Source organism: Massilia violaceinigra (genome assembly GCF_002752675.1).
GTDB lineage: Bacteria > Pseudomonadota > Gammaproteobacteria > Burkholderiales > Burkholderiaceae_D > Telluria_A > Telluria_A violaceinigra.
On record NZ_CP024608.1, the window covers coordinates 6,449,152 to 6,468,297 of the forward strand.

A 19,146-nucleotide genomic window follows, 5' to 3' on the forward strand; every position below is an offset into this window, starting at 1 on the left:
TCACGCCGTCTTTTGCATCGCCAGCAGATAGCCAAGCCCAAGAAAACCATGCAGGCGGAAACGCTGCGTCAGCGGGTTGTAGCCCAGGCCGCGCTGGTCAAGCAGCACCAGACCGGCGTTGCGCGCCATGCCGGCCAGTTCCGCCGGCTTGATCAGGCGGCTGTACTGGTGCGTGCCAACCGGCAGGATGCGCAGCACATATTCCACGCCCACGATCGCCAACAGAAAGCTGAGCGGGTTGCGGTTGATCGTCGAAAAAAACACCCATCCACCCGGCTTGACCAGCGCCGCGCAGGCGTCGATCACGGCCGACGGCTGCGGCACGTGTTCCAGCATTTCCATGCAGGTGACGACATCGTACTGCCCTGCGTGGCCGCCCGCCCAATCTTCTGCGCTGCTGTAGGCGTAGCGCACGTCGACCGCCTGGCCCTGCGCATGCCAACGTGCGATCTGCAAGGGCTTGTCAGAGTGAAAGCGATTACCAGTGGCCGCGCCGGCGATTCCAGCGGTACAGCAGGCGCGCGAACAGCTTGTACAAAGGGCCTGTCAGCCAGGACATGGACCGCACAAGGCGCGCCAGCCAGCGCTGCCCGGGCGTGGCGGCCCACAGCGCGGCAAAGGCGCGGTCGCCGGACAGCATCCGCCCGCTGGCGTCGCGCACATGGAGGCGCTCGCGCAGCTGCTCGATATCGATGCCCAGCTGCGCCGCCAGTTCGGGCTCGGCGTGCACATCGCGCTTCGAGATGACCAAGGCGTCGCTGTCGAAGCACCTTCGCATCCTCGAATCGGCAGGCCTGATCGCCAGCGACAAGCGCGGGCAATTCGTGTTCTACCGCCTCCAGGGCGACAACCTGGCAAATACCCTGGTGTCGTTCATGCAGGCGGTATGCCCGGTCTCGCAAGAGCTCAAGCAGGAAAGCCGCGCGCTGGCACGCAAAAAGGCGCCCAAGGCATGAACTGCGCCACGATGAGCAGCTTAGCGATTTGCAGAGTTGCCATTACAATCACAGCACACCCGGACTGGTCCGGCATTTGCCAAGTGGATGTCAATGAGCGACGAACTGGTACGAGCAACGACAAGCCTGTGTTCGACCTGCAAAAGCAGCATCGACGCCACCTCTGGCGCAGCGAAGGCCGCGGCGTTTTTTGTCTCCGACAAGAACAGTTACATGAGTGGGGCGACCGTCGTGATCGACGGTGCGGTTTGAGCGCGCCGGTATTGATCGTCTCCGCCTGGACGTTGGCGGCCGCCGCGGCGCACGCCCAACAAGCGCCGGCGGCAGTCGTTGAAGTGAACGCCAGCCGCAATAGCTACGATGCGCGGCGCGACGACACGGCGGGCAAGATCGTCGTCAGCCGCGAGGACATGGTGCGCTATGGCGACGCCAGCGTGCTCGATACGCTCAAGCGCGTGCCGGGCGTCACCATCAGCGGGGGTAACGCACAGATGCGCGGCCTCGGTGCCGGCTACACGCAGATCCTTCTCAACGGCGAACGCGCGCCATCCGGGTTTTCGCTGGACTCGATCGCGCCGGAGTCGGTGGAGCGCATCGAGGTGGTGCGCGCGGCCACCGCCGACACCAGCACGCGCGCCATTGCAGGCACCATCAACGTGATTCTCAAGCGCGCCGTATCGAAGGCGCAGCGCGACTGGAAGGCTGGCGCCGGCGCGTCGAGCGATATGGCCGAGGGCAAGGCGAGCCTGAACATGTCGGACCGCGCGGGCGCGTTCTCGTACTCGTTCGCGGCGAACGCGTCGCGCAATACCTTTCGCCGCCCGGTGACGACTGTCGAAACAGGGGGCGATGCCGAAGGCCGTCCACTGTACGAACATCAGCTGCGCGGCGCCGATGTGGGCAATTTCAATACGCTGAACCTGACGCCGCGCCTGAACTGGGAGCTCGATAACGGCGATATCCTGAGCTGGCAGTCGTTCATCTATGCGAACCGCCTGCATTACCACTCGCACTACGTCACCACGTACGTGACGGGCGCCCCGCGGATCGATCCGCTGACCGGCAGCGTCACGTCGACCGCGCGGCGCACGGTTCGCAGCGATGTGGCCTGGACGCGCAAGCTGGGCGACAGCGCCAAGCTGGAGTCGCGCATCGGCATCGATGCGGGCAATTACGCGACTGCGCTCGCACAATCGTCGCAGGCGGCGTCCGGTGCGTTGACGCTGAACCGCTTTGCCGATGGCCTGTCGCGCGACCGCGCCTTGCGGGGCAGCGGCAAATACAGCGGCCGCGCCGGCGGCGCGCACACCATCGGCGCGGGCTGGGAAGGCAGCGTGGCGCGCAATACGAGTGACCGTCGGCAGGCCGATTTTGGCCTCGCTGCCGCGCCGGAGCGCTACCGCGCGGATATCCGCTCGTTGGCGCTGTACGCGCAGGATGAATGGACCGTGTCGCCGCAATGGTCGGTGTATCTCGGCGCGCGCTGGGAAGGCATCGGCACGCGCAGCGGCGGCAGCGGCCTGGCCAACGTGCGCAACGACAGCAGCGTAGTCAGTCCGATCCTGCACACGCTGTACAAACTGCCCGGCGGCAGTGGCGACCAGGTGCGCATGGCGTTGACGCGGACCTTCAAGACGCCCGATGCGGCCAGGCTGATCGCGCGCCCTGCCCTGACCATCAATAACAGCGCCTCCAATCCGGACAGCACCGGCAATCCGAACCTGCGCCCGGAACTGGCGCTCGGCATCGATGCCGCGTACGAGCATCACTGGGCCAAAGGCGCGCTGTGGTCGGTGTCCGCCGCGGCGCGGCGCATCGAGGACTGCACCGTGCAGGCGCTGAACCAGGCGGACGGTCGCTGGGTGCTGCGTCCGGAAAATGGTGGGCAGTGCGACGTGCGCACGCTGGAAGTGGAAACGCGCTTCCCGCTGCAATCGATCGCATCAGGCGCACCGCCGCTCGATCTGCGCCTGTCGGTCAGCCGCAACTGGTCTGCCGTGGAGCAGGTGCCGGGTCCGGACAACCGCCTCGCCGAGCAAGTGCCCCTGTCGGCCACGGCGGGGATCGATTACAAGCTCGGCGCGCTGACCACCGGGGCCTCGTTTGTGTACAGCAGCGGTGGCCACGTGCGGCTCTCCCAGGATCAATTTACATTTGCTTCGGCCCGCCGCGATCTGGAAATGTATGGCTTGTGGAAACTGGACAGCAAGCTTCAGTTGAGGGTGAGCATCGCCAATGCGCTGCGGCATGACTGGATCAGCGACCGCAGCTATGCGGGTTTGGCTGGCAGCCATGGCACGCGCTCCACGCAGCCGGGCAAGACCTGGGTGCGCGCGATGCTGGAGGCCCGTTTCTGAGACAGTTGCCGCTTCGATTCAAGGGCTGGCGTGTGCATGGTGCAAGGTCCTTTTGATTTAAGCTGAATCAAGCTGGCGCCCCGTCCTGACGGGCTTGCCAGCGCGGGGATTCTCTTATCATTTGCTGACACAGGGCGCGGCTGCCAACCTGCCGGCCGCGCATCCTGGGTTTTCATGAAAGAGGCTTATCATGACTCGTCCCCTTACTTTGCTGTCGCCGGTGCTTCCCGGCACAAGCGCGGCCACTGTCGTTGCGAAGCTGGCCCTCCTGCTGCCGCAAATCAATGTTGCGCTGGAATCGATCGGCACTGTCCATTTTGCCCGTCTCATCCTGCTCGATCGGTCGCAACCGAATCTGCAGCCAGAGCTGTTTTCGATTCTGCCTTCGGACAACTTGGTCATTGGAATTATCACGTCCTTTGATGGGGATTTTCAGAAGTATATCCATGACTTCGTAGCCCAATTAAGCACGGAGTTCGACGCGCTGCTGTCACTGACCGTTGGCGGCGCAGCGTTGACGCCGGTCGTCGATCATGTGGCGGAGTTTGAAGCCTTTATCGCTGAGAACAATGTCTCGGAACATATTCCGAACACCTATTTCTACGCCGCCTACCAGCACACCGTGCAGGAGATTCTCGCCGCGATCTGATCTGCGGCGCGCGCCCGGCTGGCATCCGGGTGCGCGAGTTAACCGCCGGAGCGACGGGAGAACCTGATGAGTGATGTTGCCATTGATCTGGACGACGTGCAGGACACAATTTTGCGCGGCTATCGCGTGAATCTGGCGCGGCATTTCGTGCTCACGATTACGGACGCGGCCGCGACGGGCAAGCTGATCGCGGCGCTGGTGCGTGGCGACAACGGCCTGCCCGCCATCACGACGGCCAGGCGCATCGTTCCCAAACCGGCCGTCTTCATCAACATCTGCTTCAGCGCTTCCGGGCTTGCAGCGCTCGGGCTCGGCGCGGATCAGCTGGCCAGCTTCGACGCGGCGTTCCAGCGGGGCGCGACCGATCCGGCCAGCGCCGCGACAGTGGGCGACGTAGGATTGAGCGCGCCGCAGCACTGGATTGGCGGCTTGCACGACGGCGCCCAAGTGCATATCTTGCTCAGCGTGTGGGCGACCGAGTCCAGCGCGGCGCTGGAGGGCGTGTCTGCCCGGCTACGCGCGGCGTTCGCGGGCAGCGTGACGGAGCTGTACACGCAGGATGGGACGGAATTCCCGGACAGTACCGTGCACTTTGGCTATCGCCACGGCATCGCCCAGCCGACGATCATCGGCGCGCCGCCGCGCAAACGCGATGCGCCCGATGCCCAGCCCCCCGTTCCGGCCGGTGAATTTCTGCTGGGCCATACGAATGCAGCGGGCGGCACCTACCGTGTGCTGCCGGTGGAACTGTCGACCAACAGCAGCTATGCCGTTTTCCGCATCCTGGAACAGGATGTTGCCGGGTTCGAGTCCATGCTGGCGCGTTATGCGGTCGAGACGGGCATCGATACCGAGTTGCTGGCCGCGAAAATCCTCGGGCGCTGGCGCAACGGCAACCCGCTGACGCTGGCGCCGGCCGCGCAGGGCACGCGCCTGCCGGATGCGGAACTGAACAACTTCGACTTCGTCAGCCCGGCCCCGGCTACGGACGACACGCTGGGCTTGACGTGCCCGATCGGCGCTCATATCCGGCGCAACAACCCGCGCGATGCCGCCGTGATCGGCACCGACAGCACGCATCACCGCATACTGCGGCGCTCGATGCCCTACGGTCCGCAGTATGATCCGTCCCAGCCGGACAACCACGCACGCGGGCTGATCGGCTACTTCATCAATGCGAGCATCCGCAACCAGTTCGAGTTCCTGAGCAGCGAGTGGAACCTGGCGCCGGACTTTGTGAAATCCGCCACGAGTCCGGAAGGGCCGGCAGCCGGCAATGCCGTGTACAACATCAGCGGCGAGGATGTTCTTGTGGGCGTGAACGATCCGGCCACGAGTTCGTTCACCTTGGCAGGCAAGGGGCCCAAAGGCAGCGCCAACCGGACCCTGCGTGGTTTTTCGCGACTGGTGACCACGCGCGGCGGGGTGTACTGCTTTTTCCCAAGCATCAAGGGCTTGCTGTATCTGGCGCAACTGGTGGCAGCCGGCGGCGCGCAAGAGGCTGCCAGCGACGCTGCGGCCAGCCCGATGCCTTACCAGCGGTAGCTTGCCGTGACGATGATCTTGCGCGCTTCGCCATAGAAGCAGCCGTAGGTGCAACTGCCGATATAGGTTTTGTGCGCCAGGTTAGTGACGTTTAGCGCGAGTTTCCAGGGCCCCGTGCTGTAACTGGCCATGGCATCGATCAGCGTGACGGACGGCACGATCACCGGCGTGCCATGCGCCGCCCCGCGCGTGCTGCCCACGTAGCGCGCTCCCGTGCCGATCCGCAAACCGGGCAAGCCGGCGGCGGCGAAGCCTTCGTCGCCCCAGATAGAGAGCTGGTTGTACGGCACGCTGTCGACGCGCTGGCCTTCGCGTTCGGGATACAGGGCGCTCGCTTTGGTCGTACGGGCATCGGTATAGGCGTAGGCGGCGATCAGGTTGGCCGTGCGGCCGATACGGGTACGCGCTTCCAGTTCCAGGCCGCGCGAACGCACTTCGCCGGCCTGCACGGCAATGTTGGCATCTTGCGGGTCCTCCACCTGCACGTTCTGCCGCGTCAGCTGGTAGAGCGCGGCCGACAGCAGCACGTCGGCGCCCTTGGGCTGGTAGCGCAGTCCGGTTTCGAACTGCTTGCCCTCGGAGGGCTTGAAGCGCGCGCCGGTCCGGTCGATGCCGCTGGTCGGCTCGAACGATTCGCTGTAGCTCGCAAACGGCGCCAGGCCGTTGTCGGCGAGGTACACCAGCCCTGCCCTGCCGGTGAAGGCACGGCTTTTTTCATTGTCCGCGCGCACACCGCCGAAAAATCCGGCTTCGCTGTAGCGCAGCATGTCATAACGGCCGCCCAGCGAGGCAACCCATTTGTCGCCCACCTTGAGCTGGTCCTGCGCGTAGACACCCAGGCGCTTGCCATCGGCCCTGTAGGCGAAGGTATTCGGGACCCGCTCCGTGCCGACGCGGCTGCCGTACACCGGTGCGACCAGGTCGAGATTGGCCAGCGAGCGCGTGTAGCGTTCGGTTTCTTCGCGTCCGCGCGAGTAATCCAGGCCTGCCAGGATGGTATGCCTGACGGCGCCCTCGCCCAGCTGGTATTGCAGCGACGTGTCGGAAACCAGCGACGAGGAACGGTCGGCGCGGTCGCTTGCCCAACGCGAGGCCGTTTCGCGCTGGCTGGCATCGACGCCGCCCCACACCTCGACATAGTCGAAGGCGTTGCTCGCATGTGCATAGCGCAAGCTGTTTTTGAGCTTGAGCCGCTCGCTGAAGGCGTGCTCGAACAGGTATCCGGCGGAATACCGTTCCAGCGCGAACTGGTCGAAGCCCGGCTCGCCCACAAAGCGGTGGCGCGCAATCTGGCCGTTGACGTTGGGCAGGACCGTGCCTTCGGCGGGCAGGCCATAGACATTCACTGTGCGGTCTTTTTGATAATCTCCCAGAAATGTGAGCGAGGTCGCCGCGCTCGGTTTCCATGTGAATGCGGGCGCCACGAAGCGGCGATTGTCCGGTACGTGATCGATGAAGGTGCCGCTGTCGCGCCAGAGCGCGGTAAGGCGGTACGACCAGACGCCATCGTCCGTGAGCGGGCCACCAATATCGGCCGATACCTGTTTGCGGCTGAATGAACCTCCTTCCACATTGATCTCGTGCACCGGCTCTGCCGTGGGACGCTTGCTGACCGTGTTGATGATGCCGCCAGGACCGCCAGCCCCGAACAGGACCGAGGCCGCACCCTTCACTACTTCGACCCGTTCCAGCCCATAGAGTTCCTGACGGCCGTCATAGCGGGTGACGCCGTAGCGGGTGCCGTCGCGATAGTGGTTGCCAAGGTCCGAGGTGGCCTGGAAGCCGCGCAGGAAGAACTGGTCGGTGGTGCGGTCGGCCGCTTCGTTACGGGCCACGCCGGCCACGTAGGCGAGCACGTCTTGCAGGCTTTGCGACTTGAGGGTGTCGATCTCTTCCGCTCCGACCACGCTGAGGGACTGTGGCGTTTCCACGATGGGCGTATCGGTTTTGGTGGCCGTGGCGCTGCGCCTGGCCACGTAGCCGCGGATGGGACCGGTTGCATTGTCGGGCTCGGGGGTGTCGACAACGGTGATCGTCGGCAGCACGGCTGCCTCGGGACGGGCGGCCGGGCGCTCGGCCAGCTTGGCCAGGGTGTAGCTGCCGTTGGCCTGGCGCAGCGCTTGCAGGCCAACTCCGCGCAGGACTTCGTCGAAGCCGGCCTGCACCGTGGTGGTGGCGTTCAGGCCGGCGCTGGTCTTGCCGTTCAGTAGCGTTGCGTCGACGGAGAGTTCGATGCCGGCGGCGCTGGCGAAGCTGTTCAGGGTGCGGTCCAGCGGGCCGGGGGCGATTTGGTAGCTGCGCGCCGCGGCGCCCTGCGCCTGGGCCGGCGTCGCCAGGCCCAGCGCCAGCCCGGCCAGCAAAACCGCGCGCACGGCGGCCGCCCCGCAGCTGAGGGTGAAGGCCGGTTCACGCGGCGAAGGTGCGAGGGAGGAATGTGGGTGCTGATGAGTCATGGTCTGGTCCTGGAGTTCGGAAGATTGCGGGAGTGCTTACTTGTATTCCGAACGAGAACCAGAAAACCTCAAGCGGACGCGACGATTTCCGCAAAAGAATGTCAATTGGCTTGGTCAGCGGGCGCGCACGGTAACCCAGTAGCGGGTGCGATACGACACGGCAACCGGCAGGGCCAGCGCCAGATTGCGCAGCGCGCGGTCGGTGTCGCGCAGCGAAAACACGCCGGTGACGCGCATCCCGGCAATATCGGGGTCGCAGCGCAGCAGGCCGGGCCGGTAACGTGCGAGTTCGGCAACAAAGTCGGCCACGCGCATGTCCTCGGCCACCAGCAAGCCGCCCGACCATGCGGCGGCGCTGGCCTGTACCGGCCCGGACTGTTCGATACGTTCCTGGGAAAATGCCGCGCCCTTGCCGGCGCCGATCCGGACGGCGTCGTGCAGATGGTTGCGCGTGCGCAGCTCGACAGCACCTTCCAGCACGCCAACGCGGGTGAAGTCAGGATGCTGGCGCACAAGAAAGCGGGTGCCGAGGGCCTGTACCGTGCCATCGCGCGTTTGGACCCGGAACGGGCGCTGCACGGCCATCGGATCGGGCGCGGTGCCGACCAGGATTTCACCGGCGCGCACGATGACAAGGCGCTCGTGGCTGTCAAAGCGCAGGTCGATCGCCGAGGCGCTTGCCAGCACCACATGGGTACCGTCCGGCAAGGTGACATCCCGCGTTTCGCCGGTGCGGGTGCTGTGGTCGGACGCGATGCTGTCCCAGGCCTGCGTGCCGCGCATCGACCAGGCGGCGCCTGCCGTCGCGCCCAGGCCCAACAGCCGCAGCGCACGGCGGCGCGTGACGTAGGCGGCGGCAGCGGGCTCGCGCAAGGCGTGCTGGGCAATCTCGCGCGGAACACTCATCAGCTTGTCTTCGACGGCTTGCAGGCGGTTCCAGGCGCGTTCATGGTCCGGGTGGGCCGCGCGCCACGCGGCGCAGGCAGCCTGGTCGGCGGCGCTGGCCTCGCCCGACCACAGGCGGGCCATCCAGGCGGCGGCCTGGCTGACGGTGGCTGGATCGAGCGGACCCGGGATAGTGGCGCCGGCGGGCATGGCTGGGAGCGCCGCTTACGGCGCCGGGGCGTGCAGTGCGCTGGCGCAAACCTGCAGCGCCGTGGCGATGTACTTTTCCACCGACGACACCGACACCTGGAGGCGCTCGGCGATGTCGCGGTAACTCATTCCTTCCAGCTTGCACAGCAACAGCGCCGCACGGGCCTTGGCCGACACGCAGTACAGCAGCGCATCGATCTCGACCAGGGCTTCGAGCGTGATGGCACGCGTTTCTTCGGACGGAACGTGCGCTGCCGGCACCAGCGCAATGGCCTCAAGGTAGGCGAGCTCGATCTGGCGGCGCCGGTACAGGTCGACCACGAGGCCGTTGGCGATCCGGGTCAGATGGCGCCGCGACTGGTCGGGCGGCGGCACGCGGCCGCTGGTGATGATGCGCAGATAGGTGTCATGCGCCAGGTCGGCCGCATCGCAAGCGTTGCCCAGCCGTTTGCGCAGCCAGCCGCGCAGCCAGCCGTGATGGTCGGTGTACAGCGTTTCAAGCGCGAACGGAGTATGGGAACTGGACATGCAAGCGGCCACTTAAGAATGAGAATTATTCTCAATTGTAATGCTTGCAGGGTGAGCGGGCAATTTAATTGCGCGAACCAGGGTGCCGTGGATGGGCGCCGGGGCGCTTAGTCTTCCACGTAGATCTTGTCCCGGACCAGCTTCAGATGGGCCTTGAAGGCAGCGTTTTCCTTGAGCGACAGGGCCGCGTCGAACCTCATCTCGCCGCCGTAGGCAGCGCTGACCGTGGTATTCCTGAGGGTGGTGCCGCGCAGCGCCAGCTTTTGCTCGCCCTGGCGCAGGATGACCTTCAGCTCGTTCGCGTCCACTCCGCCCCCGCAGGACATTGTGTACGGCACGGTGACTTCAGCCATCCCGTTCTTGTCGAGGTCGGTGACCGTGATGTGATCGGGGAAAAATTTCGCGCTTGAATCGAGGCCCGGGCAATCGACGTGATCCTGGATGATCCAGGTCTGCGGCCAGGCCTTGTCCTTGCGGGTATACAGCACGGCAAACAGCTCGAACCGCTCGACCGCGCCGGGCGTCGCCTTCGCCGCGCCCGAAGGTCCGGCACGCAGCGTGACGACGAGCAGATGTTCGCCGGCACGGTCGACGATCCGTTCAGCCTTGACCAGCGTTCCTCTCGGCGGGATCTGCCCGAATGCCAGAAAGCCGGACGGGACCCGGAAGCTTTGCACCGGCCCGGCTGCGCGCGCGGTTTGCGGCGCGGCAATGCCGGCCAGGGACAGGCACAGCGCAAGGCACAAGGACCGGGTTGTTGCCGGTCGCTTGATTGCGGCCTGTTCCGTGCGCGCCCTCCGCCCTGTCGGGCAGGATGGCAATGTCAGTCGCGGCCGTTCAATCATGGCGCGCGAAGCGCGTAACGCAGGTCTGCGCGCCGCTGCTGTCGGGCATGGTGCTGAAGTGCGCCGTTTTCCTGTACACCTCGCCGTCGCGGTGCCGATGCCACATCTCGCCGCTCCAGCTGCCTTTGATGGCGAGGGAGCGCATGATGTCCTCGTCCAGCCCGGGCGCCCGGCTCTCGCAGCTGAGCATGCGTCGATGCTGCCCCACCACCTGGTCGTGCGCAAACCCGGTGAGCGCGGTAAACGCGTGGTTGATGTCGGTGATGACGCCATTGTGGTCGCTGATGAACATGGCTTCGGGCGCCAGGGTGAACACGTCGCCCAGGCGCCGCGTCTGGCGTTCCTGCGCACTGCGTTCGCTCACGTCGATCAAAACGGCGCGGCAACTTTCACCATCGTTGGCCAGGGTGGTGCGCATTTCCACCGTGCGGCGGGTGCCGTCTTTGGCGACGAGCGACACTTCGCACTGCGCGTCGCACTGGGTGGCATACAGCGACTTCAGGCATGCCGCCACCCGGGGCCGGTCGGACTCGGCCACGAAGACGCCGAGGCGCTTGTCGATCACGCGGGCCCGCTCGCTACCCAGCAGGCGGGCGCCTGCCAGATTGGTCTCGGTAATCGTACCGGTGCGGTTGAGCGTCAGGTAAGGCACGGGAGCAAAATCGTACAGTTCGGTGTAGCTGGCCAGGGCCGCCTCGATCCACGCGCGCGCCGCTTCCAGCTGTTCGTTCTGCAGCTCCAGTTCGACCTGATACACCTGCAGTTCGTGCAGCAGCCGCTGCGGATTGTCGACGTGCTGCATTGGCTGCGGGGCCCGCCCCTGTTCGTGCTGGCGTTCGCGTGCGCGCATGCGCAATTCGGCGTCTTCCCTCAATACGCTTTGGAATGGTTGTTCACGGCTCATGATTGTTTTTCCTGATTGTCGCCGGCATCTGAAATCGCCTTGCCTGGCCGGCTGGTGTGCTTTGCCATACCGCTTTCCAGCAACACATGCGCATCCTGCAATACCTTTTCCAACGACGCGGCCGCGCCAGCTTGCGAGGGCGGGATCGCGGTGCGGCGCTGCAGCACGGACAGTACCTGACGCAGCGTTTCCTCCATCCGCTTGCGCTCGGTGATATCTTCCTTGACCGAGATGAAGAACCCGGGCTCAGGCGAATACAGCGCGCAGTTGATCCATTGCGCGCCGTCCCTGGCCGACACTTCCATGTGCTCCGGCTTGCCCGTGGTCGCTACCCGCACGCAGGCGGAAAACAGGTCCGCGTTGAAGGGATGGATGCTGCTGGCCAGCGCCGACTGGCGCTTGCCCACGACGTCATGCAATCCGGTCATTTCCGTGAACTTGGGATTTACTTCAAGAACAAGAAAATCGCGCGGCATGCCGCCGTCCATGATCACCTGGTGGCAGGCAACCGCGTTCAGCGAGTGTTCCAGCAATTGCCGGAAACGCGACTCGGAGCGCTTTTGCTCCGTGATTTCCCACGCCATGCCGGAGACGCCGACAATCGCGCCGCTGTGGTCGCGCGCCGGCTCGGCAAAGAAATCGTAGTAATGCGTGATGCCGTGCAGGTGCGCCGTGGTTTCAGTGTGCACGCTGATGCCTTGTTCGAGCGCCTGGCGCTTGAGCTGGGTCAGGCGCGCGGCATCTTCAGGCGGCAACAGGTCGGCGTCGGTCTTGCCGATGGCGTCGCCCGAGCGCAGTTGCGGCTGCAAATTGTGCACCCAGGTATAGCGCAGCTCATGGTCCTGGCTGAACACGGTCAGCGGCGCATGTTCGATGGCAATCCGGAAACGCTCATCGCTCAGGCGCAGGGCGCGTTCCAGGGTTTTCGAGACACTGATGTCGACAAAGGTGATCACGACCCCGTCGATGCGGTTGTCCTGGGTGCGGTACGGCATGATGCGCACGGTGAACCAGCGCCCGTCGGGCGCGCTGACCTGGACCTCGCGAAACACCAGCGAGCGCAGCACTTCACGGGCATCCTCGGCCAGCGACGGATAATTCAGCGTGCTCACCAGATCGGTAATCGGACGGCCGGCATCGCCCGGGATCAGCTTGAAAATGCCGGTGATGCGATTGGTAAAACGCCGGATGCACAACTGCTCATCGAGAAAAAGCGTGGCGATGTCGGTGCTGTTGAGCAGGTTTTTCATGTCGTCGCTGGCTTGCGACAATTCGTCGAGCTTGGCCGACAATTCATGATTGACCGTCTGCAACTCCTCGTTCATCGATTGCATTTCCTCCTTGGAGGTTGTCAATTCCTCGTTGGTGCTTTGCAGTTCCTCATTGGTGCTTTGCAGCTCTTCATTGGTCGATTTCAATTCTTCCTGCGAGGTCTGCATTTCTTCGCGGGCGCGTTGCAACTCCTCGCGCGATTGCTGCATTTCCTGCGTCATGGCATCCATGCGCTCGGCCTCGGCACCGGCCAGCTGGCCCTTGCGGGGTGTTTTTGCGCGCGCCGCCGGCTGGTCGGAAAACACGATCAGGATCATGCCGCGCAGCGGTGCCGGTTCTTGCAGGCTGTGAACCTCGACATTGACCAGCAGCGCGCCGCCATCGCTGCCCACGCGCAGTCCCTTGAGCACCTGGCTGCCCTGCTCGCGCACGACCCTGGCGAAGACTTCGTTCAATGCCCCCGCCAGCCCCTCGCGCGCCATGGCGAAGATATTCAGGTTGGCCTTGCCCACGGCCGGCTCCAGATATTTCCCCGTCTTGCCGCTGATATAGATGATGTCGCCCTTGTCGGTCGTGAGCACCGCGGCTGGCGAAAAACGTTGCTGCAGCAAAGAATCGATCAAGGTCTGCACGTTAGCGCTCCCTGGCTGGGCCGCGTTGGCGGCGGGAATCGGCACGGCCAGGCCTTTGCGGGACCCGCCATAAATGGATGCAGGGAAATCGACCGGCTCCGTGCGCGGGCTGCTTTCGCGGCGCTGGTAAATGCGCGTCTTGCCTGGCCATGCGGAGAACAGGTCGCTGGCGGCGCCCACCGTTTCAGCGCTCCCGAGCACCAGGATGCCGCCCGGCCGCAGGCTGTAGTGAAACAGGGGCAGCAGCTTTTTCTGCAGGTCCGCTTCGAGGTAGATCAGCAGGTTGCGGCAAGTGAGCAGGTCGAGCTTGGTAAACGGTGGATCCATCACCAGGTTTTGCGGCGCGAACGTGACCATTTCGCGAATTTCCTTGCACACGCGAAAGCCGCCGTTGTGCTGCACGAAATAGCGGCGCAGGCGTGCCTCGCTGACGTCGCTGGCGATTGTGCCTGCAAACTCGCCGGCGCGGGCGCGGGCGATCGCGTCGCTGTCGAGATCGGTGGCGAAGATTTGCAGGGTATAGCGCGCCTCCGGCTTGAGGCGGTCGAGCGTATCGCGGAAAGCGATGGCCAGCGAATACGCTTCTTCGCCGGTCGAACAGGCTGGGATCCAGGCACGAAGGACGGCGCCTTGCGGATGGGCTGCCAGCAGGGCTGGAATGGCGTCGGCCTCGATCTGTTCCCACACGGGCGGGTCGCGGAAGAAACTGGTCACGCCGATCAGCAATTCCTTGAACAGCAGCTGCGCTTCATGCGCGTTGTCGCGCACGTAGCGCACGTAATCGGCAATGCTGGCCAGCTGGTGCAGGCTCATGCGCCGCTCGATGCGGCGGTAAATGGTGCTTTTCTTGTAGAACGAGAAATCGTGCCCGCTTTGGGCGCGCAGGATCACGACGAGCTTGTCGAGCGCGCTGCCGTCGGCGTCGGACAAGCTCAGGTCGGGCGGCGTGACCAGCATTGGCGCATGGCCCCGGTAGTCGAGGATGCGGCTGACCAGCGCGTTGGCGGGCGCGATCACGTCGGCCAGGCCGGCGTCGATGGCGCTGCGCGGCATGCCGTCGAACTTGGCCGTTTCCGGATCCTGGACGAACACCGCGCCCGCGCTTTCCTTGATCGCACGCAAGCCCAGCGAGCCGTCCGACCCCATGCCGGAGAGAATCACGGCGATGCTGTTGGCTTGCTGGTCGGCGGCCAGCGAGCGCAGGAAATAGTCGATCGGCAAGCGCAGGCCGCGCGGCGCGGCCGGTTCCAGCAGGTGCAGGACACCGTGCAGTATCGACAAATCGCGGTTCGGCGGAATGACGTACATATGATTCGGCTCGACCCGCAGGCGGTCGCTGATTTGCACTACGGGCATGCTGGTGCAGCGCTGCAATAGCTCGACCATGATGTCCTTGTGCAAAGGATCGAGGTGCTGCACGACGACAAACGCCAGGCCGCTGTCGGCGGGAATACCCGACAAGAATAATTCGAGCGCTTCCAGGCCGCCAGCGGAGGCGCCGATGCCCACAATGGCGAACGACGCCGGCTGCGTACCGATCGCATGGGCAGGCGCTGTGGCGGACTGTCTGGCCGGCTTGCGCGGTGTCGTGCTGGTTTTTTTCATGGCAGGTTGAAGGTGCTTCGTGGGGGTTGAACCGCGTCGCAAGCGGCGGCAAGCGCAGGGCCGTACTATAACATTGGGGCACTCGGGCCAGTGCGGTTATTGGCCTGGGCATCCTGCGGTTCGAGCAGGTGCAGGTCGACGCTTGGGGCCCGGTTAACGCACGCATCGTCGGCGGCGCGCGCCTGGCTGGCGGCCCCATGGCCTTGTTAACGCAGCGTATCAATTTTCGATGTAGACCTTGTCGCGGATGAATTTCAAATGCGCTTTGAAGACGGCGTTTTCTTTCAGCGACAGCAATTTATCGAACACCATTTCTCCACCATATGGAGAACCGCCCTTGGTACCGGTCAGCGTGCGTCCACGCACGGCGAATCTTTGCGCGCCCTGCCGCATGATGACCTTCAAATCACTGGAATCGACGCCGCCGCTGCAAAACATCTTGTACGGAACGGTCACTTCGGCGACACCGTTATTGTCGAGATCGGTGATGGTGATGTACTTGGGAAAAAAACTGGCCGATGAATCGATAACGGGGCAGTCGTTCGCGTCTTCGATCAGCCATGTGCGGGCCCAGCGATTAGCCTTGCGGGTGTAGAGCGAGGAGAACAGTTCGTACAGCTCGTCGCGGCCGGGCTCTGCGTTGAAGGCGCTCGATGGCCCGGTCCGCATGCTAACGACGAGAAGGTGCTCGCCCGCGCTGTCGACAAAGCGCTCGGCCTTGACCAGCTTGCCGGGCACGGTGATGCGTTCGGATTTCAGGACGGCGCTCGTGAGCGCGGTGTGCTCCACCTCGGCGGCAAATGCGGACGGGGATGCTGCCGAGGTGATCGACAAAACGAACACGGCGATTGCAGGTACTTTGGATTTTATCGGCATTCTTCTACGCCTTCACTATGTGTAATTTCCGCAAGATCAACGGTGCCGCATGAGCGTCATTGCTCGGATACGCTGGTAAATCAAGACGTTTCTGTTCTATTGGCAGCGCGCATGAAATCAACGAATGCGCGCAGCTTTCCTGGCATGTGCTTGCGATGCGGATAGTAGAGATGAAAAGCACCGTCCAATCCGAAATGCTGCCTCAGGATCTGGCGCAGCATGCCGTTTGCTAACTCTTGTTTCGCAAAATCTTCCAGGATGAAAGCGATGCCGTGGCCTTGTATTGCAGCATCAAGGACAGATCGCATTTCATCAAAAATAACGCGCCCCTGAACATCGATTTGAACCGTCTGGCCTCGATCTTCGAACTTCCAGTCATACAATCGGCCCCCAACGGAATAGCGCTGGCGAATGCAGTTGTGCTTGAGCAGTTCATCAATCGTTTCTGGCTCATCCCGCTCGAGGAAGTAATCCGGGGCAGCCACCACGATTCTTTTTTGTACCGCCCCCAGCTGCACTGCGACCATGTCGTTCTGTACATTCTTCCCCATGCGTATGCCGACATCAAAACCGGCGTTGACGATATCGCCAAGCTGATTATCCAGTGATATCTCGACATTTATCATCGGGAAATTTTCAAAGAACGAAGCCAGATGCGGCTCGATCAAGAGTCGGTATGCGACGTAGGAAGAATTGACGCGCACTGTGCCCGACGGTTGTTCAGTCGCGAGCAAGGCCTGCGACAAGGAGTCTTTGATCAGAGCAAGCGCGGGCGTTAATGCTGCGTTCAATGACGCGCCAGCCTCGGTCAAACTGACACTGCGTGTCGTTCGATTGAATAGCCGCACATTCAGTTGGGCCTCTACATTCTTGATCGTGCGTGATACAGCAGTTGGCGTGACGCCCATTTCCGCGGCAGCGCGAGCGAAGTTCAAATGCCTGGCGGCAGCCTCGAATGTGAAAAGACCGGGAAGATGCACCGGTGGCGGAGAGGGTGCGGCTTCCAGGGCTTCAGCGCGGGCTGGACCTTCTATTATGACGTTTTTGGTCATACCGTATCTTACCTTATGACTATTTACGTCATTATCGCCGATCTCCATACTGATTGCAGCAAGTGACTTGAGCACGAATCAAGACAGCGAAACATTGTTTCTTCAATCCGTCCAGCAGAACCCTCTTTCAAGAACAACACCATGAGCAAAATTTTTGAACCCCTGACCCTGCGCGGCGTCACGCTGCGCAACCGCTTCGCCCTCAGTCCGATGTGCCAGTACACGGCAACAGATGGTCATGCCAGCGATTACCACGCCGTCCACTATGGACGTTTCGCTCTCGGCGGCTTCGGCTTGCTGATGGTCGAGGCGACGGCGGTCTCGCCCGAAGGACGGATCTCACATGGCGATCTGGGCCTGTGGGATGACGCCCATATACAGGGCCTGTCACGCATCGCTGCTTTTGCCAAGGCCTATGGTGCAACGCCCGGAATCCAGATTGCTCATGCCGGGCCAAAAGCGAGCATCCAGAGAGCCTTTGAAGGTAACGGTCCTCTGGACGAAGGCGATGCAGCACGCGGCGAACACCCGTGGGCAGTGGTGTCGCCGAGTGCGCGCCCGGTCGCGGAGGGCTGGCTGGTACCTGGCGCCCTGGATGCAAACGGCATCGCCAAGGTCCGTTCGGATTTTGTCGCTTCGGCACGACGCGCCCTGCGGGCAGGCTTCGATGTGCTCGAGCTGCACTACGCGCATGGCTTCCTGCTCAACGCTTTCCTGTCACCTCTGACCAACGACCGCAGTGATGAATACGGCGGCACATTCGAGAACCGCATCCGCCTGCCGCTGGAGATCGCTCGCGAGGTGCGTGAGGTCTGGCCGCAGGACAAGCCGCTGTTTGTGCGCTTGTCGGCTGTCGATGGCAGCAGCAGCGGTTGGACGATTGAAGACAGTGTCGCTTTCGCCACGGCCTTGAAGGCGGTCGGCGTCGACGTCATCGATTGCTCATCCGGTGGCTTCGGCGTCTACGAATACCCCAGCGGCTATGGCTTTCAGGTGCCGTTCGCCGCACAGATTCGTCGCGAGGCAAACATCGGCACCATGGCCGTGGGAATGATCAACGATCCGCGGCAGGCTGAAGCTGTCATCGCCTCTGGCCAGGCCGACCTGGTAGCGCTTGGCCATGCGGCTCTGCGCGATCCACACTTTCCCTTGCATGCACAGCAGACGCTAGGGGCGGTCAGTCCAGGTGCAGCGTATGCCGATTGGAATATTCAAGCAGGCTGGTGGCTCGACCACCGCGCCAACAAACTTCTCGAGTTGGGGCCATGGGCCCCAACAGTGAACAGCGCCGCGAATGGCCACAAGCAATGATTTCTCACGCCGGCCAACACGGCCGGTTTTTACGACGATTCGCATTAACAACAAGGAGTGAAAACATGAACAAACCTAGCTACGTGCAAGATTATCAAGCCATCGTCGAGGTACTGAACAAGTACAGCGACGGCTGCAAACAGGCCAACAGCAGCATCATGAAGCCTGCTTTCAACGAACAAGCAACGATTTTTGGCGTCGATGGCGACGGCAAGCTGACTGGCGGTCCCATCCAAGGCCTGTTCGACACGATCGACAGGGATTTCCATCCGTCTCCTGAAGCCCAAGGGGGGATCGTCAAAGTCGACATCGTGGGCATCGCCGCCAGTGCGCGCATCGACACCAATGATGTCTCGGGCTTCTGCTTCACCGACTTCTTCAACCTGCTGAAGGTCGAGGGCAAGTGGACTGTGGTCAGCAAGATTTATCACACCCACGTTGCACCTTAAACGCTTCGTCGGCCATGAACACGCGCGGCACATCAGGCTTTCCGCAGTGTCTGCTGTGTTTTTTCAACCAAGCATCAATCAGTCATTGCAACCCTCATCAAAGAGCAACCAAATGAAAATTACTTTTATCAAGACTTTGTTTTTGTTGGCAATCACGGCTGGCCTGGGCGCGACTGCGCAAGCAGAAGTCCTGCCGGGCGGCCAACAAGTTAACAGTAGTAAAGCCATGAGCAAACCTACTTACGTGCAAGAATACCAAGCCATCGTTGAGGTACTGAACAAATACAGCGAGGGCTGCAAACAGGCAAAGAGCAGCATCATGAAGCCAGCCTTCAGCGAGCAGGCGACCGTCTTCGGGGTCGATGCCAAAGGCAAGCTGAAAGGCGGTTCGATCCAAGGGCTGTTTCACGCCATTGACAACCCGCCATTTCGCCCATCACCCGAAGCCCAGGGTGTGATCGTCAGCATCGATATCGTCGGCATCGCCGCCAGTGCGCGCATCGACACCAACGATGTCTCAGGCTTCTCTTTCACCGACTTCTTTCACCTGCTGAAGGTCGACGGCAAGTGGACCGTGGTCAGCAAGATTTATCACACTCACGTCGCGCCCTGACCTA

General features: G+C 63.0%; 18 protein-coding genes. 8 read left to right on the forward strand and 10 right to left on the reverse strand.

All coding sequences use genetic code 11. The features are described from left to right. Both ubiG and CR152_RS27660 read right to left on the reverse strand, forming a co-directional pair. Entirely contained in the window at positions 1-456 is a 456-nt protein-coding gene (gene ubiG, locus CR152_RS27655) for a bifunctional 2-polyprenyl-6-hydroxyphenol methylase/3-demethylubiquinol 3-O-methyltransferase UbiG (RefSeq protein ID WP_229413661.1), read from the reverse strand. A gap of 22 nt (positions 457-478) precedes the next feature. Next, positions 479-751: a DCC1-like thiol-disulfide oxidoreductase family protein gene (locus tag CR152_RS27660; protein ID WP_157778775.1), complete on the reverse strand. Its 273-nt coding sequence runs from the start codon at positions 749-751 to the stop codon at positions 479-481. Between CR152_RS27660 and CR152_RS33335 the strand changes: the two genes are divergently transcribed. The 5 genes from CR152_RS33335 (at position 744) to CR152_RS27675 (ending at position 5,507) form a co-directional block, all read left to right on the forward strand. Beyond that, positions 744-956, forward strand: a complete 213-nt coding sequence (locus CR152_RS33335) for a hypothetical protein (RefSeq protein ID WP_157778776.1) — start codon at positions 744-746, stop codon at positions 954-956. The two genes, CR152_RS27660 and CR152_RS33335, sit on opposite strands and share 8 nt — an antisense overlap. A gap of 93 nt (positions 957-1,049) precedes the next feature. Next, positions 1,050-1,208: a hypothetical protein gene (locus tag CR152_RS33340; RefSeq protein WP_157778777.1), complete on the forward strand. Its 159-nt coding sequence runs from the start codon at positions 1,050-1,052 to the stop codon at positions 1,206-1,208. Beyond that, positions 1,205-3,313, forward strand: a complete 2,109-nt coding sequence (locus CR152_RS27665; RefSeq protein ID WP_157778778.1) for a TonB-dependent receptor plug domain-containing protein — start codon at positions 1,205-1,207, stop codon at positions 3,311-3,313. Before CR152_RS33340 ends, CR152_RS27665 begins: the two co-directional genes overlap by 4 nt. A 190-nt stretch (positions 3,314-3,503) precedes the next feature. Beyond that, positions 3,504-3,962, forward strand: coding sequence for a hypothetical protein (locus CR152_RS27670; protein WP_157778779.1), 459 nt, complete (start codon positions 3,504-3,506; stop codon positions 3,960-3,962). A gap of 66 nt (positions 3,963-4,028) precedes the next feature. Beyond that, positions 4,029-5,507 carry a Dyp-type peroxidase gene (locus CR152_RS27675; protein ID WP_099880364.1) on the forward strand — a complete coding sequence of 493 codons (1,479 nt, stop codon included), beginning with the start codon at positions 4,029-4,031 and terminating at the stop codon, positions 5,505-5,507. Here CR152_RS27675 and CR152_RS27680 read toward each other — a convergent pair. The 8 genes from CR152_RS27680 to CR152_RS27715 form a co-directional block, all read right to left on the reverse strand. Continuing rightward, on the reverse strand, positions 5,495-7,960 hold the full coding sequence (locus tag CR152_RS27680; protein WP_099880366.1) for a TonB-dependent siderophore receptor: 2,466 nt from the start codon (positions 7,958-7,960) through the stop codon (positions 5,495-5,497). The genes CR152_RS27675 and CR152_RS27680 overlap by 13 nt on opposite strands. 114 nt (positions 7,961-8,074) lie before the next feature. Continuing rightward, the gene (locus tag CR152_RS27685) at positions 8,075-9,055 is read right to left on the reverse strand and encodes a FecR domain-containing protein (RefSeq protein ID WP_229413662.1); all 981 of its coding nucleotides are present in this window, start codon (positions 9,053-9,055) and stop codon (positions 8,075-8,077) included. 15 nt (positions 9,056-9,070) lie between these two features. Then, positions 9,071-9,583 (reverse strand): sigma-70 family RNA polymerase sigma factor, encoded by a 513-nt coding sequence (locus CR152_RS27690; RefSeq protein ID WP_099880368.1) that lies wholly within the window; start codon positions 9,581-9,583, stop codon positions 9,071-9,073. Positions 9,584-9,690: 107 nt separating this feature from the next. Next, positions 9,691-10,356 (reverse strand): M949_RS01915 family surface polysaccharide biosynthesis protein, encoded by a 666-nt coding sequence (locus CR152_RS27695; protein WP_370663868.1) that lies wholly within the window; start codon positions 10,354-10,356, stop codon positions 9,691-9,693. Positions 10,357-10,420: 64 nt separating this feature from the next. Further along, positions 10,421-11,332, reverse strand: a complete 912-nt coding sequence (locus tag CR152_RS27700) for a PAS domain-containing protein (protein ID WP_099880371.1) — start codon at positions 11,330-11,332, stop codon at positions 10,421-10,423. Beyond that, positions 11,329-14,841 carry a chemotaxis protein CheB gene (locus tag CR152_RS27705; RefSeq protein ID WP_099880373.1) on the reverse strand — a complete coding sequence of 1,171 codons (3,513 nt, stop codon included), beginning with the start codon at positions 14,839-14,841 and terminating at the stop codon, positions 11,329-11,331. The genes CR152_RS27700 and CR152_RS27705 overlap by 4 nt, the downstream gene beginning before the upstream one ends. Before the next feature lie 219 nt (positions 14,842-15,060). Then, positions 15,061-15,717, reverse strand: a complete 657-nt coding sequence (locus tag CR152_RS27710) for a M949_RS01915 family surface polysaccharide biosynthesis protein (protein WP_099880375.1) — start codon at positions 15,715-15,717, stop codon at positions 15,061-15,063. 80 nt (positions 15,718-15,797) lie between these two features. Beyond that, entirely contained in the window at positions 15,798-16,769 is a 972-nt protein-coding gene (locus tag CR152_RS27715; RefSeq protein ID WP_099882850.1) for a LysR family transcriptional regulator, read from the reverse strand. 141 nt (positions 16,770-16,910) lie between these two features. On the opposite strand from CR152_RS27715, the gene CR152_RS27720 reads away from it, so the two are divergent. From CR152_RS27720 to CR152_RS27730, 3 genes are all read left to right on the forward strand, one after another. Next, positions 16,911-18,080: an NADH:flavin oxidoreductase/NADH oxidase gene (locus tag CR152_RS27720; RefSeq protein WP_099880376.1), complete on the forward strand. Its 1,170-nt coding sequence runs from the start codon at positions 16,911-16,913 to the stop codon at positions 18,078-18,080. A 65-nt stretch (positions 18,081-18,145) separates the two neighbouring features. Next, a complete protein-coding gene (locus tag CR152_RS27725) occupies positions 18,146-18,529 on the forward strand; it encodes a nuclear transport factor 2 family protein (RefSeq protein ID WP_099880378.1) in 384 nt (127 codons plus the stop codon). Between the two features lie 112 nt (positions 18,530-18,641). Beyond that, positions 18,642-19,142, forward strand: coding sequence for a nuclear transport factor 2 family protein (locus CR152_RS27730; RefSeq protein ID WP_229413664.1), 501 nt, complete (start codon positions 18,642-18,644; stop codon positions 19,140-19,142). Positions 19,143-19,146 lie beyond the last annotated feature (4 nt).

What these genes read in the sequence shown, in the direction of transcription:
- CR152_RS27675 (WP_099880364.1), top strand. Translation starts at nt 4,029, where the DNA reads ATGAGTGATGTTGCCATTGATCTGGACGACGTGCAGGACACAATTTTG.
- CR152_RS27670 (WP_157778779.1), top strand. Translation starts at nt 3,504, where the DNA reads ATGACTCGTCCCCTTACTTTGCTGTCGCCGGTGCTTCCCGGCACAAGC.
- CR152_RS27705 (WP_099880373.1), bottom strand. Translation starts at nt 14,841, where the DNA reads ATGAAAAAAACCAGCACGACACCGCGCAAGCCGGCCAGACAGTCCGCC.
- CR152_RS27710 (WP_099880375.1), bottom strand. Translation starts at nt 15,717, where the DNA reads ATGCCGATAAAATCCAAAGTACCTGCAATCGCCGTGTTCGTTTTGTCG.
- CR152_RS27700 (WP_099880371.1), bottom strand. Translation starts at nt 11,332, where the DNA reads ATGAGCCGTGAACAACCATTCCAAAGCGTATTGAGGGAAGACGCCGAA.
- CR152_RS33340 (WP_157778777.1), top strand. Translation starts at nt 1,050, where the DNA reads ATGAGCGACGAACTGGTACGAGCAACGACAAGCCTGTGTTCGACCTGC.
- CR152_RS33335 (WP_157778776.1), top strand. Translation starts at nt 744, where the DNA reads ATGACCAAGGCGTCGCTGTCGAAGCACCTTCGCATCCTCGAATCGGCA.
- CR152_RS27715 (WP_099882850.1), bottom strand. Translation starts at nt 16,769, where the DNA reads ATGACCAAAAACGTCATAATAGAAGGTCCAGCCCGCGCTGAAGCCCTG.
- CR152_RS27680 (WP_099880366.1), bottom strand. Translation starts at nt 7,960, where the DNA reads ATGACTCATCAGCACCCACATTCCTCCCTCGCACCTTCGCCGCGTGAA.
- CR152_RS27730 (WP_229413664.1), top strand. Translation starts at nt 18,642, where the DNA reads ATGAAAATTACTTTTATCAAGACTTTGTTTTTGTTGGCAATCACGGCT.
- CR152_RS27690 (WP_099880368.1), bottom strand. Translation starts at nt 9,583, where the DNA reads ATGTCCAGTTCCCATACTCCGTTCGCGCTTGAAACGCTGTACACCGAC.
- CR152_RS27685 (WP_229413662.1), bottom strand. Translation starts at nt 9,055, where the DNA reads ATGCCCGCCGGCGCCACTATCCCGGGTCCGCTCGATCCAGCCACCGTC.
- CR152_RS27720 (WP_099880376.1), top strand. Translation starts at nt 16,911, where the DNA reads ATGAGCAAAATTTTTGAACCCCTGACCCTGCGCGGCGTCACGCTGCGC.
- CR152_RS27725 (WP_099880378.1), top strand. Translation starts at nt 18,146, where the DNA reads ATGAACAAACCTAGCTACGTGCAAGATTATCAAGCCATCGTCGAGGTA.